At 64.4% G+C, this 15,978-nt stretch carries 13 protein-coding genes; 10 read left to right on the top strand and 3 right to left on the bottom strand.

All coding sequences use genetic code 11. The features are described from left to right. Positions 1 to 181: 181 nt before the first annotated feature. Positions 182 to 1,246 (bottom strand): Glu/Leu/Phe/Val family dehydrogenase, encoded by a 1,065-nt coding sequence (locus G365_RS0112340; protein WP_019645841.1) that lies wholly within the window; start codon positions 1,244 to 1,246, stop codon positions 182 to 184. Positions 1,247 to 1,618: 372 nt separating this feature from the next. On the opposite strand from G365_RS0112340, the gene G365_RS0112335 reads away from it, so the two are divergent. Then, complete coding sequence (locus G365_RS0112335) at positions 1,619 to 2,383, top strand: SDR family NAD(P)-dependent oxidoreductase (RefSeq protein WP_019645840.1); 765 nt, start codon at positions 1,619 to 1,621, stop codon at positions 2,381 to 2,383. Between the two features lie 56 nt (positions 2,384 to 2,439). Here the strand turns inward: G365_RS0112335 and tsaD are convergent, their stop codons facing one another. After that, positions 2,440 to 3,513, bottom strand: a complete 1,074-nt coding sequence (tsaD, locus tag G365_RS0112330) for a tRNA (adenosine(37)-N6)-threonylcarbamoyltransferase complex transferase subunit TsaD (protein ID WP_019645839.1) — start codon at positions 3,511 to 3,513, stop codon at positions 2,440 to 2,442. A 69-nt stretch (positions 3,514 to 3,582) separates the two neighbouring features. On the opposite strand from tsaD, the gene hemC reads away from it, so the two are divergent. From hemC to G365_RS0112310, 4 genes are read left to right on the top strand one after another with little or no spacing between them, the layout of a single operon-like run. Then, a complete protein-coding gene (hemC, locus tag G365_RS0112325; RefSeq protein WP_019645838.1) occupies positions 3,583 to 4,530 on the top strand; it encodes a hydroxymethylbilane synthase in 948 nt (315 codons plus the stop codon). Positions 4,531 to 4,542: 12 nt separating this feature from the next. After that, complete coding sequence (locus G365_RS0112320; protein ID WP_019645837.1) at positions 4,543 to 5,322, top strand: uroporphyrinogen-III synthase; 780 nt, start codon at positions 4,543 to 4,545, stop codon at positions 5,320 to 5,322. Next, on the top strand, positions 5,319 to 6,488 hold the full coding sequence (locus G365_RS24480; protein WP_019645836.1) for a COG4223 family protein: 1,170 nt from the start codon (positions 5,319 to 5,321) through the stop codon (positions 6,486 to 6,488). The genes G365_RS0112320 and G365_RS24480 overlap by 4 nt, the downstream gene beginning before the upstream one ends. A gap of 4 nt (positions 6,489 to 6,492) precedes the next feature. Further along, positions 6,493 to 7,680: a heme biosynthesis HemY N-terminal domain-containing protein gene (locus tag G365_RS0112310; protein WP_019645835.1), complete on the top strand. Its 1,188-nt coding sequence runs from the start codon at positions 6,493 to 6,495 to the stop codon at positions 7,678 to 7,680. Positions 7,681 to 7,768: 88 nt separating this feature from the next. On the opposite strand, the gene G365_RS21350 is transcribed toward G365_RS0112310, so the two are convergent. Beyond that, the gene (locus G365_RS21350) at positions 7,769 to 8,173 is read right to left on the bottom strand and encodes a hypothetical protein (protein WP_019645834.1); all 405 of its coding nucleotides are present in this window, start codon (positions 8,171 to 8,173) and stop codon (positions 7,769 to 7,771) included. Positions 8,174 to 8,413: 240 nt separating this feature from the next. Here G365_RS21350 and G365_RS0112300 point away from each other — a divergent pair, with 240 nt between their 5' ends. The 5 genes from G365_RS0112300 to G365_RS0112280 all read left to right on the top strand — a co-directional run bounded on the left by G365_RS0112300 (position 8,414) and on the right by G365_RS0112280 (position 15,978). Further along, the gene (locus G365_RS0112300; RefSeq protein ID WP_019645833.1) at positions 8,414 to 10,099 is read left to right on the top strand and encodes an ExeA family protein; all 1,686 of its coding nucleotides are present in this window, start codon (positions 8,414 to 8,416) and stop codon (positions 10,097 to 10,099) included. A 189-nt stretch (positions 10,100 to 10,288) separates the two neighbouring features. Then, the gene (locus G365_RS0112295; RefSeq protein WP_019645832.1) at positions 10,289 to 12,160 is read left to right on the top strand and encodes an extracellular solute-binding protein; all 1,872 of its coding nucleotides are present in this window, start codon (positions 10,289 to 10,291) and stop codon (positions 12,158 to 12,160) included. A gap of 27 nt (positions 12,161 to 12,187) precedes the next feature. Further along, positions 12,188 to 13,285 (top strand): microcin C ABC transporter permease YejB, encoded by a 1,098-nt coding sequence (locus G365_RS0112290; protein WP_019645831.1) that lies wholly within the window; start codon positions 12,188 to 12,190, stop codon positions 13,283 to 13,285. 1 nt (position 13,286) lies between these two features. Further along, positions 13,287 to 14,318 (top strand): ABC transporter permease, encoded by a 1,032-nt coding sequence (locus G365_RS0112285; RefSeq protein ID WP_019645830.1) that lies wholly within the window; start codon positions 13,287 to 13,289, stop codon positions 14,316 to 14,318. A 10-nt stretch (positions 14,319 to 14,328) separates the two neighbouring features. After that, positions 14,329 to 15,978 (top strand): ABC transporter ATP-binding protein, encoded by a 1,650-nt coding sequence (locus G365_RS0112280; protein ID WP_019645829.1) that lies wholly within the window; start codon positions 14,329 to 14,331, stop codon positions 15,976 to 15,978.

Genomic DNA, 15,978 nt, shown 5'->3' with positions numbered 1-15,978 from the left:
CCGATGTGCTGAACGCGGCGGAAACCATGTCCAGCCGTGCCGAGGCCCTGCGGCAGGAGGTCGAGCGCTTCCTTGGTGATATCACCCGCGCCTGAGCGCATAACCGGCGCTGAAGGATCTGGGAAAACACAAAGGGCAGGAGAGCGACGTCTCCTGCCCTTCCTGTTTTAGCTGAAGGGTCTTACGCTGCCTTGGCAGCCTGACCGGCGGTCTTCAGGGCGGCCAGTTTTTCGCGGGCCAGTGTATCGGCGACATCGGCCGTGGTGGCGCCGGTGGCTTTTGCCCGGGCAAAAATGCTGCTGACGGTTTCGCCAATGGCAGCCGAGCGGGCCATGATGGCATCCTGATCGAAGGTCCCGGTCACTTCCGCCGACACCGAGATGATACCCCCGGCATTAATCACGTAGTCCGGCGCATACAGGATGCCACGCTGTGCCAGCTCCGCGGCCATTTCCGGTACGCTCAGCTGGTTGTTGGCAGCCCCTGCGATCGCTTTGGCGCGGATGTCGCCGATGCTGCGGGCATTGATGGTCGCGCCCAGTGCGCAAGGGGCATAGATATCGCAGTCGGCGGCGTGGATCATCCCGGCATCGACGGCGGTGGCACCGTGCAGGCGGATTTGCTCGGCGACTTTGTCCGCATCCAGATCGGCGACAATCAGCTGCGCCCCTTCAGCGGCAAGGTGCTGGCACAGGTACTGCCCGACATGCCCCAGCCCCTGCACGGCGATTTTCAGCCCCTTCAGGCTGTTATTACCGGTCAGTTCCTGTGCGGTGGCTTTAATGCCGTGGTAGACACCGAAGGCGGTGAACGGCGACGGGTCCCCGGCACCGCCGGTCAGCCCGGCGACGTGACGGGTTTCCTGACCGACGATGGCCATGTCCGCCGGAGAGGTGCCGACATCTTCGGCGGCGATATAGCGCCCGCCGAGGGCCTCAACCTTGCGGCCAAAGGCGCGCAGCAGGGCATCTGACTTGTCGGTACGGGCATTGCCGATGATCACCGACTTGCCGCCACCCAGCGGCAGACCGGCCATGATGTTTTTATAGGTCATGCCGCGCGACAGGCGCAGGGCGTCAATCACGGCGTCTTCATGGGTGGGATAGGCCCACATGCGGGTGCCGCCGCAGGCCGGACCGGCAACGGTGGAATGCACCGCGATGACGGCGGTCAGCCCGGCGTCGGCATCGCGGGCCAGCAGCACCAGTTCATGATCGTCAAAGTCTCGGAGCGTGGTGATGTCCATTTTTGGATCGTCCTCAGGGTTGACCGTCTGCCCGCTGTCCACCTCTGCCGGGGGATTTCCGATCGGGCGCGGTGTGCGTTGAATGCCCTGACTATGAGAAATAAAATTTCGCGACGCAATTTTATTTCTCGGCCTGTTTTTGCACCTTTCTTGCGGCGGGCGTGCGTTTCTGTTCCGAAAATGACGCAGGCCGCAGAGGCAAGGGAAACCGCAAAAAGCCACCGGGCTTTCCGTGGCGTCACCGTGTACATTGCTGGTCATTCTGCATACAGTCTGCAGGCGGGGCCTTGCAGGCACCGCCAGAAAATCCCCCGCCAGAGGCCCGTTGCTGCGGCCCTTCTCCGGGGTAGCCGATATGGGAGCGAGACAAACATGGACGTTAAAGGGCTTGCCGCTGTTGTGACCGGCGGGGCATCCGGTCTGGGCCGGGCTACCGCTGAAGCGTTGATCGCCGCCGGGGCCAAGGTGACCATTCTTGATGTGCAGGAAGAAAAGCTGAGGGCCACTGCGGCTGAAATCGGCGCGGTTCCGGCAATCTGCGATGTCACCAGCGCCGAGTCGGTACAGGCGGCGCTCGCCGTGGCCCGTGACGCCAACGGCGCGGTGCGGATCAACGTCAACTGCGCCGGGGTTGTGCATGGGGGCCGGATTGTCGGCAAAAATGGCCCGATGGATCTGGCAGGCTTTGCCCGGACCATTCAGATCAATCTGGTCGGCACCTTCAACGTAATGAGCCAGTGTGCCGCCGAGATGATGACGCAGGATGTGCTGAACGAGGACAATGAGCGCGGGCTGGTGGTCAATACCGCCTCGATCGCCGCCTTTGACGGTCAGATCGGTCAGGCTGCATATTCCGCGTCCAAGGGGGGGGTTGCATCCCTCAGCCTGCCGGCGGCACGGGAATTTGCACCGAAAGGCATCCGCGTGATGTGCATCGCCCCCGGCCTGTTCGAGACCCCGATGATGACCGGCCTGCCACCGGACGTTTATGACAGCCTGATTGCCAAGACCCTGTTCCCGGGTCGCCTTGGCAAGGCGTCGGAATATGGGCGGATGGTGGTGCAGATTGCTGCCAATCCGATGCTGAACGGTGAATGCATCCGTCTCGACGGCGCCCTGCGCCTTGAGCCGCGCTGATCCAGGGAGCCTGTCCGTGAAAAACCTCCGGAGGGATGCCTCCGGGGGTTTTTGACTCAGGCCTTCACCGCTCCGGCCCCGGTGGATTTCGGGGCGTCCGGGTCCAGCGGCCAGCGTGGCCGGGGTTTAAAGTCCAGCGATGCGGCTGCACCCCGCCGCAGGTGCTCGGCTCCGGCCCAGGCGATCATGGCGGCATTGTCGGTACACCACTTCAGCGGCGGGGCGACAAAGTCCAGTTTCGCCTGTTCGGCCAGCGCTTTCAGGCCAGCCCGCAGCGGGGCATTGGCGGCGACCCCTCCGGCAGTCACCAGCGCGGTGCCGTGGGGATACAGCTCTTTGAACTGCTGGATGGCTTTTTTCACCCGGTCACGCACCGAATCGACCAGTGCCGCCTGAAAGCTGGCAGCCAGATCGGCTTTATCCTGCGGGGTCAGCGGGCCGGGTGGCAGTTTTTCGACGGTCTGCCGAACGCTGGTTTTCAGGCCGGAGAAACTGAAGTCGCAGCCGGGCCGCCCCTTCATCGGGCGTGGCAGGTCAAAGCGGCGCGGATCGCCCCGTTCCGCTGCTTTCTGCAGGGCCGGGCCGCCGGGATATCCGAGGCCGAGCATCTTTGCCACCTTGTCAAAGGCTTCCCCCGCCGCATCGTCGATGGTGGTGCCAAGGCGACGGTAACGCCCGACATCCTCAACCGCCAAAATCTGGCAGTGCCCGCCGGAGACCAGCAGCAGCAGGTAAGGGAACGGCACATCATCCGACAGCCGCGGGGTCAGGGCATGACCTTCCAGATGATTGACCGCCACCAGGGGCTTACGGTGAACGGCGGCAATGGCCTTGGCGGTCATGACCCCGACGATCACCCCGCCGATCAGGCCGGGCCCGGCGGTGACGGCGATGGCGTCAAGATCGGCGAAACCGGCTCCGGCCTGTTCCATCGCCTGCGCCACCAGTGTGTCGATGTGATCAAGATGCGACCGGGCGGCAATTTCCGGCACCACACCGCCGTAGGGGCGGTGTTCATCAAGCTGGCTGAGGATCGCTTCCGACACCACGCGCTCGCCTTTTGGCGCGTCAGCGCGCACCACGGCGGCGGCAGTTTCGTCGCAACTGGTTTCAATGCCGAGAATCAGCATGACCCGGGGCGGTCCTTTCCGTATGGTGTGTCCGGTTTTTCAGTCTACAGCCCTTACAACACCGGAACCATGAACACCACAGCGAAAGTGCGTATCGGCACCCGCGGCAGCCCGTTGGCGCTCGCGCAGGCCCACGAGACCCGTGACCGGCTGATCGCCGCCCACCCGCATCTGGCGGTGGAGGGGGCGATTGAGATCGTCATCATCAAAACAACCGGCGATACCGTGCAGGACCGCCCGCTGTCGGAAATCGGCGGCAAGGGGCTGTTCACCCGCGAGATCGACGACGCCATGCTGGCGGGCGAGATCCACATCGCCGTTCATTCGATGAAGGACGTGCCGACCTGGCTGCCCGACGGCATCATCCTGCCCTGCATGCTGGAGCGGGAAGACCCGCGTGATGCTTTCATCTGCCTGAAGGCGGCGTCTCTGGCTGACCTGCCGTCGGGTGCGGTGGTCGGGTCGGCGTCGCTGCGCCGTCAGGCCCAGATCCGCGCCCGGTATCCGCATCTGCGGGTCGAGGTGCTGCGCGGCAACGTCCAGACCCGTCTGCGCAAGCTTGAAGAAGGCGTTGTTGATGCCACTCTTCTGGCCCGTGCCGGTCTGAACCGGTTGGGGATGGCGGACCGTATCACCGGTACCCTGTCGGTCGAAGATATGCTGCCAGCCGTGGCGCAGGGGGCAATCGGCATCACCTGCCGCGCTGACGACACGGAGTCGCAGACTCTGCTGGCCCCGCTGAACCATGCTGATACTTTTGACCGTGTCACCTGCGAGCGGGCCTTCCTTGCCCGTCTTGACGGGTCCTGCCGCACCCCGATCGCCGGTCTGGCAGAGCTGTCCGCCGACGGTTCCCGTCTGTCGTTCCGGGGGCTGATGGCCCGGCCTGACGGGTCGGAAGTGCTGTCCGACTCCGGTGACGCTGCCCGTTCTGACGGGGCCGCTCTGGGGGTGCAGGTGGCGGAACGGCTGCTGTCGCGGGCCGGAGACGCGTTCCTGACCACTCCGGCGGCTTAAGGGGCTGCCGCCATGACCGGCGGAGGGGTCGCACCGCTGCGGATCGCCGTCACCCGCCCGGAGGAGGATGCCGCCCGCACGGCGGCCCTGCTGCGGGGCATGGGGCATACGGTGCTGATCGAGCCGCTGCTGACCGTGCAGCCGCTGGATGTCCCCCTGCCGCCGCCGCAGGCGTTGGGGGGGCTGCTGCTGACCAGTGCCAACGGGGTGCGGATGCTGAACCGGGCGGCCCAGCGCCTGCCAGCGCTACAGGCTGCCGCCCTGCGGGCTCTGCCTGCCTATGCGGTGGGAGATCAGACCGCCCGCGCCCTGCGGGATTTCGGCTTTCATGGTGTGCTGTCCGCCGATGGCGATGTCGGTGTGCTGGCGGCGTTGGTCCGGCGGACCCATCCCGCTGACGGGCTGCCGTTGCTGCATGTGGCGGGGACAGACCGCGCCGGTGATCTGGCCGCGCTGCTGGCCCCGGAGTATCCGGTGCAGCGGGCGGTGCTGTACCGTGCAGAAACCGCTGCGGCGTTCAGCCCGGCCTTTGTGCAGGCCCTGACCGGGAGGCTGCTCGATGTGGTGCTGCTGTATTCCCCCCGTACGGCGGTGACCTTTACCGCTTTGGTTGACGCCAGCGGGCTGAAAGACCATTTGAGGGTCGTCACGGCGGCCTGTCTTAGCCATACTGTGGCAAAATCCTTGGATGGACTGCCGTTTTCGGCCGTTCTCAGTGCCGACCAGCCCCGGCAGGATGCCTTGCTGGCCCTGTTGGGGAATGTGACACGCGTGACAGAGGGGAGAGTATGAGCGACAGCACCACCGCCGCCGGGAGCAAGGATCCCGCTGCCACCACGCCGCCCCCCTCTGATCTTTTGGCGCCTGCCGTGCCGGAGGATGCGGTGCGTCGGCCCCGGTCCGGGCGGACCCTGCTGATCGGGGGGGCTGCCGGTGCCTTTGTCCTGCTCGGGGTCTGGGCTTCGGTGCCGCGGTGGGCGCCCGCTCTTCCCGGCCCGCTGGGGACTGTTGCCCTGTACCTGATGCCGCCGCGTCCGGTCGATCCGCAGGTTGCAGATCTGCAGCGTCAGGTTCAGGACCTGACCGGGATGGTCACCCGCCTGCAGCAGCAGCAGGATCAGACACAGGCGGCCTTACGGTCGGTGGCTGCCGCTTCTGCGGCGGCCCCGTCACCGGTCTGGGCTGAGCGTCTGGCTGCGCTGGAAGCGCTGGTGGCGGAGCTGTCGGAAAAGGCCCCGGCCACTCTGGGCGCCGATATGCAGGCCCTGTCGGCCCGGATTGAGGAGCTGTCCGCCAGCCGCGCTCCGGCGTCGGCCCTGCTGACGCTGGGGGATCGGGTCGCGGATGTGGAGGCGCTGGCCCGCAAGGCGGTCAGCCGTCAGGACCGGGCTTTGGCCCTGCTGCTGTCGGTGGTGCAGTTGCGTGAGGCGCTGGATTCCGGCCGTCCCTATGCGGTGGCGCTGAAAACCGTTCAGGCCGTCGCGCCGGCGGATCTGAATGTCAAGGCACTGGCCGCCGACTTCGCAGTCTTTGCCGAAGATGGCCTGACGACGCAGGCAACGCTGGAACAGCGGCTGTCAGAAGAGGCCGCCGATATTGTGCGTGCCGCTGCCCTGCCGGAAGACACCACCGCATGGTGGAGTCAGGCGCTGGAGCAGGTGGCCGGTCTGGTGTCGGTCCGGCGTCTGGATGGCCCGACGGAAGGGGATTCCGTGGCTTCCATCGTCAGCCGGGCACAGACGGCGATGGCCGAAGGGTCGCTGTCGGTGGCGGTGGATGAGATGTCCCGCCTGACCGGACGCCCGGCGCAGGAGGCCGATGGCTGGATGCAGCAGGCGAAGGCCCGTCTGGCCGCTGATACGGTGATCAGCGATCTGGTGAATGAAGGTCTGGCCCGTCTGGCGGCGGAAACCGCCCCGGGTATGCCGGGGGCGGCCGCTTCCGGGAACGGGGGCTGAGGCGATGCGGCGGTTCATCCTGTTTGTTGCCGCGCTGGCGGCCATTATCACCGTCTCAGTCTGGCTGGCGGATAACCCCGGCAGCGTGACCCTGCAATGGCTGGGCTGGCGGCTGGATACCGGCGTGCCGGTGCTGTTGCTGTTTTTTCTGCTCTCTGTGGTTGTGGTGCTGGGGGGGCTGCGTTTCCTCCGTGGGGTGTTTGGCATCGGGCGGGCGTTGACAGCCCGTCTGGACCGCCGCCGGGCCAGCAGCGGGCATGCGGCGCTGGGCCGGGGGTTCGCGGCCCTGCAGGCCGGGGATGCCCGGACAGCGCTGAAACTGGCTGATACGGCGGCCACCCGTCTGAAGCAGGACCCGGCGGCCCGTCTGTTGACGGCAGAGGCGGCCCGTCTGGCCGGAAATGCGGCGGTGGCCCGGGAACAGTTTGAATATCTGATGGGCGAGACCGGCATGGAACTGGCGGCTCTGCGCGGCCTGAGCCTGCTGGCTGATGCCGAAGGCAATGCCGAGGCGGCGGTGCAGTGGGCCCGCCGGGCGCTGGATCAGGAGCCGGGGCTGGACTGGGCCCGCCAGCGGGTGGTGGACGGTTTGAGCCGTAGCGGTCAGTGGGATGCGGCGGTCCGTGCCGTACAGGCGGCGCGCCGGGCCGGTGGCCTGAGCGAGGAGGACGCCCATCACCGCACTGCCGCTCTGCTGACCGGACAGGCGCAGGCTGCGTTGGATGCCGGGCAGCCGTCGGTGGCCGTCAAGGCCCTGCGCAAAGCCCTTAACGAGCATGATCCCCGGCACCGTCCGGCTGGCCTGCTGCTGATCCGGGCTCTGCAGGCAGACGGGGCGGCAAAAAAAGCAGTGGAAGCCGCGGTGTCATTGTGGCGGACCGCCCCCCACGCCGATCTGGCGCAGGCCTATATGGACCTGTTTGCCGGAGAAGAGGCGCTGAAGCAGGTGGCTCATGCTGAAAAACTGGCCGAGGCGAACCCGGAACACCCGGAAAGCCGCCTGCTGGTGGCCCGCTGTGCGCTGGCGGCAAAACTGTGGGGGCAGGCGCGTTCCCGGCTGAAACCGCTGGTGGACGGGGCGACGCCCAATCGGCGCGCCTGCCTGCTGATGGCAGAGATAGAGGACAGTGAGACGGGCGATGTGGCGTCCGCCCTTCGCTGGATGCGGCAGGCAGCGGCAGCAGACCGCTGATCCCGAGACAGCTTACCAAGACAAAAGCGGTGGCTCTGACCGGGCCACCGCTTTTGTCTTATCCGGCACTTGCTGTGCTGGCTGTGGGTCAGCGGCTGCGGGCAATGGCCACCACGGTCAGGGCCGCGGCAAAGGCCCCGGGGTCGGCGTTATAAAAAGCCAGAGCGAAAGTCGACAGCATGACGGCTGGCACCACGGTCAGGCCGTGGGGCCGCAGGACGGCAAGGGTCGCCACCACAATCGCGGCCCACGCAAAGACCTTGCGGTACATCCATTCCCCCAGCACGGCCCGCAGTGTGCAGTCCAGGCTTTTAGCCCCCAGCGCGCAGGCTTCAGCGGCCGCGTCGTTATGCAGCCAGGCATATTTGCCCCAGACCATCAGGGCGGCACAGACCACGGCGAACAGGGCATAGGCCAGAGGCCGACCGGAAAAAGACCGGAACAGGCAGGACGATAACGGAGGCTGCGTCGGGGAAGGGCTGGCAGGGGTCACGGAAAGGCGTCCTTGCTGCGGGTGAGACTCTGACGATGACGGCGTGGGGCACCGTCTCTTTCCCTCTACCTGAAAACGGGGAACGGTGCCACTGGTTGCTGGCCTGCAAAAATTCCCCTACAGTCCGCCATAGAAGGGCGGAATGTGTGATGTCCGTCATTTCCTGTAAAAGGTCAGGTCCCGTCGGCGCCGGGTTGACCGGGGACGTGGCGGGACTCTGGCAGGATTGAAAGTCTGGGGATGACCGGAGTGTTTGAAACGCCCCTGATGTCAGCAGATGGGGTGCGCATACAGGGGGCAGGCGGGGCGGAGAAGCCCTATCTGGCCCATTTTGGACTGCGGGAGGAGCCCTTTCCCGCTGTTGCCTCTGCACGTGCATATTTTCTCACCTCAGCCAGTTATCAGGTTCTGGAAGGAATCCGGGCGGCCCTGACCTCCGGTGCTGCTCTGCTGCGGGTCTGCGGAGAGGATGGGATTGGCAAGACGCTGCTGGCACAAATGATTCCGTCGGTGATGACTGCGGAAATGGAGCCGGTGCATCTTGATGCGGCAGTGCTGGGGGCTGACCCCTTTGTTGTTGTTCTCCGCCGTGCCTTGGGAATGCCGGGAAGTGGGGCAGACCCGTTGTCTGAGATTCTGCCGTTTCTGGAAACGGCGCGTGAGAGCAATGTCAGCCCGGTCCTGGTGGTGGATAATGCTCACCTGCTGGGGACCGAGGCCCTGCAAAGCCTGAACCGGCTACTGGCTCCGGTGTTACCGGGCGGGGTCCCGCTGATGCAGGTGATCCTGATCGGTACCAGTCATCTGAACAGCCTGCTGGGAACCCATGCTTTCCCGCATCTGCGTTCTGGCAATCGCCGCTATATGGCGGAACTGGTGCCGTTCACCCGGCAGGAAGCCACCGATTACATCGGCTACCGTGTCCGGAAGGCACAGAATGCCGCCCGCCCGCAGACTTTATTTGACGAAGCGGCGGTCCAGCGGCTGGTTTCCGCAGCCTGTGGAAATCCCCGGGCCCTGAACGTGGCGTGCGAGGCGGCTTTGCTGGTCGCCTATGCTGACGGGGCTGAGCGGGTGTTAAAGGCCCATGCAGACCGTGCGGTGGAGGGCGTCAAAATGCCGTCCCGCCTGCCGGGGCTGTTGACCGGCCCGCGCCTGTCATGGGTGGCTGGTCTGGTCGGGGTTCTGATCGGGGCCGGGGTAACGGCGGCGCTGATCAGCCGTGACCCGTTTGGGGCCGTTCCGCTGCCGGGATCAGAGGCGCCGGTTGCCGCCGTTCCGGCGGCTAGTACCCCGGCGCCATCCCCGGCTGCGTCAGCGCCTGCTGTGGATCAGAAGGAACCGGCTGAACCGGTGGCTGTTGTCGCTGCGGCGGCTGAGGCTGCACCGGAAGACGCAGTGATCCCGCCGACGGAAAGCCCGGAACAAGGGGATTCCGCAGTTCTGGATACAGCAGAGGGTTCGGCGGCTCCGGTTCTTGCCGAGGCGGAAATCATCCGTGGGCGGACGGTAAAACCGCACCGGGAAAAACCGGTTGAATCTGCGGTGCCGGAAAAGCATCCCCCAGAAAAAACGGTTTCAGAGAAAACGGTTTCTGACAAAGCGGCTCCGGAAAAGCCTGCTGGCGAGAAACGGGGCGCCGAGAAAGTGGTTTCAGAAAAGCCGGTGGCGCCCCAGAAGGGAGCCGAAGCCCGCCCGCCAGAGAAGCCTGTTTCAGAGAAGCCTGTTCCAGAAAAACCTGTTTCAGAAAAACCGGCTCCTGTCAGACCGGCTGCGTCCGCTGCGGCTCCGCCCAGACAGCCGGTCGTGGAAGCTCCGCCGCCAAGACCGGCCCCGCCCCGGAAGATGGAGCTTGCTCCCGCCCCGGCGTCCTCAGCCGGGACGTCCGCCGGACGGCAGGAAAACGGTCGCTGGGTCTGGCAATAACGGCAGCGGGCAGAAAACCCCCGGTATTCTTCCGGAAATCTGCCCTTCCTGCCGGGTCAGGCTGCCTGTTCCCTTGATTCTGTGGGGGGTCCTCCCCACAATGCTGCTATAGAGTGCTGTAACCGTCGGAATCCTGCTGGACGCGGTTTCAGAGGAACAATCTTTTTTCTGTCAGGAGTGTTAAGGCTGATGACCTGTCGCTTTGCCGCCGTGGTCCGCGGATGTCTGTTGGCTTTTCCGGTTCTCGCGACTCTGGTTGCACCGGGATGGGCTCAGGCCCCGGCAGGAGGCAACGTTTCAGCCGCGCCGCCTGTCGATGTGGCGGTGCCGGGGTCTGCCGTAACGGTCTCGCATGGGATTGCCATGCACGGGGCCCTGAAATATCCGGCGGGTTTTCACCACTTTGATTATGTGAATCCTGCGGCCCCCAAGGGCGGCACCCTGAAGATGTATTCTCTCGGGGGGTTTGACAGCTTTAATGCCTTCGTCGTCAAGGGGACTCCGGCCCCCGGTGTCGGCATGCTGTTTGATACTCTTCTGGTCTCTGCCGCCGATGAGGCTTTCAGCGAATACGGCCTGCTGGCTGAGACCATTGAGGCGCCGGAAAACCGGGCGTGGGTGGCCTTTACTCTGCGGAAGCAGGCCCGCTTTCATGACGGCACGCCGGTAACGGCGGAGGATGTGGTCTTTTCCTTCAATACCCTGCGGGAAAAAGGGGATCCGTTCTACCGGCTGTATTACGCCAATGTCACCAAGGTTGAGGCCGAGGGCCCGCTGAAGGTGCGCTTCACCTTTGACGGGGCCGATAACCGTGAACTGCCGCTGATTCTCGGCCAGATGCCGGTGTTGTCCAAAGCGTATTGGAAGACCCGCGATTTCAGCGCCAGTACGCTGGATGCGCCGGTCGGCAGTGGCCCGTACCGCGTCAAGGCTTTCGAGGCCGGGCGCTATGTGGTCTACGAACGCGTGAAGGACTGGTGGGCGAAGGATCTGGCCGTCGTCAAGGGGCAGTATAACTTCGACGAAATCCGCTATGACGTGTTCCGCGATGAAACCGTGGCGCTGGAGGCGTTCAAGGCCGGGGCCTATGACCTGCGGACTGAGGGTGTCGCCAAGCAGTGGGCTACGGCCTACGAGTTTCCGGCCCGCGCTGAGGGCAAGGTCAGGCTGAAGCTGTTTGAAAACCATATGCCGTCCGGCATGCAGGGCTTTGTGTTCAACCAGCGCCGCCCGGTGTTTGAAGATCCCCGTGTGCGTGAGGCTCTTGGGTACGCTTTTGATTTTGAATGGGCCAACCAGAACCTGTTCTACGGCCAGTACACCCGGACCCGCAGCTACTTCGACAATTCGGAGCTGGCGGCGACCGGCCTGCCGTCGCCGGAGGAACTGAAGCTGCTGGCCCCGTGGCGGGGTAAAATCCCCGAGGAAGTGTTCACCAAGATCTATATGCCGCCGACCACGGAAGGAACCGGGTCGCAGCGGGCCAATCTGCGGTATGCGCTTGATCTGCTGCAGCAGGCCGGCTGGGATGTCAAAAACGGCGTTCTGACCAATGCCAAGACCGGCAAGGCGATGTCGTTTGAAATCCTGCTGGGTTCCCCCACCTTCGAGCGGGTGGTGCTGCCCTATGTGCAGAACCTGAAGCGGCTGGGCATCACCGCCACCGTCCGCACTGTTGATGCCGCGCAGTATCAGAACCGGGTGAAGTCCTATGATTTCGACATGGTGGTGATGGTCTGGGGGCAGTCGATGTCGCCGGGCAATGAGCAGCGCGAATTCTGGGGATCGGCGGCAGCGGATCAGCCGGGGTCACGCAATATCGCCGGTCTTAAAAACCCGGCGGTGGATGCCCTGATTGATGCGGTGGTCAAGGCCCAGACCCGGGAAGAGCTGATCACCGCCACCCGGGCCCTCGACCGGGTGCTGCAGTGGTCTTATCTGGTGGTGCCGCACTGGCATTTTCCGGCGACCCGTCTGGCGTGGTGGGACCGTTTCGGCATGCCCGATGTGGTGCCTGACAAGGGCGTGGACCTGATGACGTGGTGGGCCAAACCGCAGTAAGCGGCGAATGGTGAGGGCGGCGACACGATGGGTGCCTATATCCTGCGGCGGCTGCTGCTGATCCCCCTGACGCTTGTGGGGATCCTGACGGTCAATTTCTTCATCGCCCAGCTTGCCCCCGGCGGGCCGGTCGATCTGATGCTGGCCAAGCTGGAAGGCGGCGGCACCGATGCCCTTAGCCGTCTGAGCGGAGCTGCCGGGCAGGGCGAGGTGGCGTCTGCCCCGTCCCCGACTGACAAAAGCGGCTCTGCCTATCGCGGGCGGCAGGGGCTGGATCCCGAGTTTATCCGGCAGATTGAGGCTCAGTTCGGGTTCGATAAGCCTCTGCATGAGCGCTATCTGAAAATGCTGGGCGATTATCTGCGGTTTGATCTGGGGGAAAGCTTTTACCGTTCGCAGAAAGTCACGGATCTGGTGCTGGAAAAATTGCCGGTGTCGATGTCGCTCGGCATCGCCTCCACCCTGATTATTTATCTGGTCTCTGTCCCGCTGGGGATCTGGAAGGCCGTGCGTGATGGCAGCCGCTTTGACGTGATTTCCAGTTGGGTGGTGATTATCGGCTATGCGATTCCGGGGTTCCTGTTCGCCATCCTGCTGGTGGTGCTGCTTGCCGGGGGGCGGTATCTGACCCTGTTCCCCCTGCGCGGTCTGACGTCGGATGATTTTGACCAGCTTTCTGCCGTCGGGCAGGTGCTGGATTATCTGTGGCATCTGGCGCTGCCGGTGACGGCGATGGTGATCGGTGGGTTCGCCAGTCTGACCCTGCTGACCAAAAACTCATTTCTGGAAGAAATCACCAAGCAGTATGTCGTGACCGCCCGCGCCAAGGGTGTCAGCGAGCGTGGGGTGCTGTACCGCCATGTGTTCCGCAATGCCATGCTGCTGATTATTGCCGGATTCCCGGCGGCGCTGGTTGGTATGCTGTTTACCGGCAGCGTGCTGATTGAGGTGATTTTCTCGCTCGACGGGCTGGGGCTTCTGGGGTTTGAGGCGGTCACCAACCGCGATTATCCGGTGATGTTCGGCACCCTGTATATCTTTGGCCTGATCGGGCTTCTGCTCAATCTGGTCAGCGATGTGACCTATCATCTGGTTGATCCGCGTATTGATTTCGAGGCCCGTTAAAATGGCAGGACGTCTTTCTCCGCTGTGGCAGCGCCGTCTTGATGCGTTCCGGGCTAACCGTCGGGGCTGGTGGAGCCTGTGGATTTTCAGCACCCTGTTCGTGGTCAGCCTGCTGGCTGAGGTGATCGCCAACGACCGCCCGATTCTGGTGGGCTATGACGGGGGCCTGTATGCCCCGGTGCTGAAGGAGTATCCGGAAACCACCTTTGGCGGGATTTTTCCGACCCCGGCTGATTACCGTGACCCGGAGGTGCAGGGGCTGATCGAGGAAAAAGGCTGGATTTTATGGCCGCCGGTGCGGTTTTCTGCCCAGACAGTCAATTTTACCCTGCAGCAGCCTGCACCCAGTCCGCCATCGCTGGAGAACCCGCTGGGGACCGACGATCAGGGCCGGGATGTGCTGGCCCGGCTGCTCTATGGCTTCCGGCTGTCGGTGCTGTTCGGGCTGGTGCTGACCGTGGCATCGTCGGTGATCGGTATTCTGGCCGGGGCGGTTCAGGGGTTTTTCGGGGGATGGCTGGATCTGCTGGGGCAGCGGTTTCTGGAGATCTGGGGCGGATTGCCACAGCTGTTCATCCTGATCATCGTTTCCAGCATCATTGTGCCGGGCTTCTGGACCCTGCTGATCGTGCTGTTGCTGTTTTCCTGGACGGCTCTGGTCGGCCTTGTCCGGGCCGAGGTGCTGCGTGCCCGTTCACTGGATTATGTGCGGGCAGCGCGGGCGCTGGGCCTGCCGGAAGGGCGGATCCTGCTGCGCCATGTGCTGCCCAATGCCATGGTGGCGACCTTTACTTTTGCCCCCTTCATCCTGTCGGGCTCTCTGGTGTCGTTGACAGCCCTTGATTTTCTAGGTCTGGGGATGCCGCCGGGGTCTGCATCCCTTGGCGAATTGCTCAGTCAGGGCAAGGAAAACTTACAGGCCCCCTGGCTGGGGATCACCGGCTTTGTGGTGCTGGCAGCGCTGCTGACCCTGCTGGTGTTTATCGGCGAAGCGGTGCGCGATGCCTTCGATCCCCGCAAGACCCTGCGCTGAGGAGCCCGGAATGACTTCTTCTGTTTTTCCGTCCGCTTTCGGTGGGGATGGTGGGGAGACCGTGCTGTCGGTGTCCGGCCTGTCGGTGACTTTCCGGTCCGGCGTGCAGGCGGTGCGGGATGTCAGTTTTACGATTCGGCGCGGCGAGACGCTGGCGCTGGTCGGGGAGTCCGGATCCGGGAAATCGGTGACCGCCCTGTCGGTGCTGCAACTCCTCCCGCCGTCTGGTGTTACCCTGTCAGGGAGCGTTTCCGTTCTGGGAACGGAGATGGTCGGGGCGGCGTTGCCGGTGCTGCAGACGGTGCGTGGCAATCGTGTCGGTATGGTGTTTCAGGAGCCGATGACCAGCCTGAACCCGCTGCACAGCATCGGGCAGCAGGTGGAGGAAGCGGTCAGTCTGCATCAGCCGCTGCGTGGTCCGGCCCTGCGGGCCCGGGTGGTGGAGCTGTTGACGCTGGTCGGCCTGCCAAACCCAGAAAAACGGCTGAATGCCCTGCCGCATGAACTCTCCGGTGGGCAGCGCCAGCGGGTCATGATTGCCATGGCGCTGGCCAATTCCCCCGATCTGCTGATCGCAGACGAGCCGACGACGGCGCTGGATGTGACAATTCAGGCGCAGATCCTTGATCTGTTGCGGGATCTGCAGCGGCGGATCGGGATGGCGGTGCTGTTCATTACCCACGATCTGACACTGGTCCGCCAGTTTGCCGGGCGGGTCTGTGTGATGAAGGGGGGGCAGATTGTTGAAAGCGGCGACACCGCTGCCCTGTTTGCCGATCCGCAGCATGCCTATACCCGCCATCTTCTGGCTTCGCACCCGTCCGGCCAGCCGGTGCCGGTGGCGGAGGATGCGGAAGATGTTCTGGCGGTGGAAACCCTGAAGGTGTGGTTTCCCGTGCGGGGGGGGCTGTTCCGCCGGGTGACCGACCATATCCGTGCCGTCAACGGCGTCTCGTTCCGGCTGCGGCAGGGCGAGACTCTGGGGGTGGTCGGCGAATCCGGGTCAGGAAAAACCACACTGGCTCTGGCCCTGCTGCGGCTGGTGCAGGGGGATCTGGGCGGGCGCGCGGTATTCGCCGGGTCTGATCTGATGACCTTGCCCCGTCCGGCCCTGCGGGCCCTGCGCCGGGATATGCAGGTGGTGTTTCAGGATCCGTTTGGGTCCCTCAGCCCGCGGATGAGCGTCGGCGAGATCATTGCTGAAGGCCTGCGCCTGCATGACCCCCTGCCCGAAGCCGAGATCCGGGCGCAGGTGGCGGCCGTGCTGGAAGAGGTGGGGCTGCCAACCGACAGTCAGGACCGGTATCCGCATGAGTTTTCCGGCGGCCAGCGCCAGCGGATCTCGATTGCCCGGGCGTTGATCCTGCGTCCGCGCCTGATTGTGCTGGATGAGCCGACCAGTGCGCTGGACCTGACCGTACAGGCGCAGATTATTTCCCTTCTGCGGGACTTGCAGCGGCGTTACCGTCTGACGTACCTGTTCATCAGCCACGATTTGCGTGTGGTGCGGGTACTGGCCCACCGTTTGCTAGTGATGCGCGGGGGCGAGGTGATGGAGGACGGCGAAACCGAGGCGGTGTTCGCGGCCCCGCGTCACCCGTATACCCGGGCGCTGCTGGCTGCGGCATTCCCGGATCAGGATGCCGGATCAGGGTTATAA

The sequence above is a fragment of the Novispirillum itersonii subsp. itersonii ATCC 12639 genome (genome assembly GCF_000381985.1).
Taxonomy (GTDB): Bacteria; Pseudomonadota; Alphaproteobacteria; order Rhodospirillales; family Rhodospirillaceae; genus Novispirillum; species Novispirillum itersonii.
Note: the sequence above shows the minus strand (reverse complement) of the source record. Positions and strands in the feature narration are given on the sequence as shown.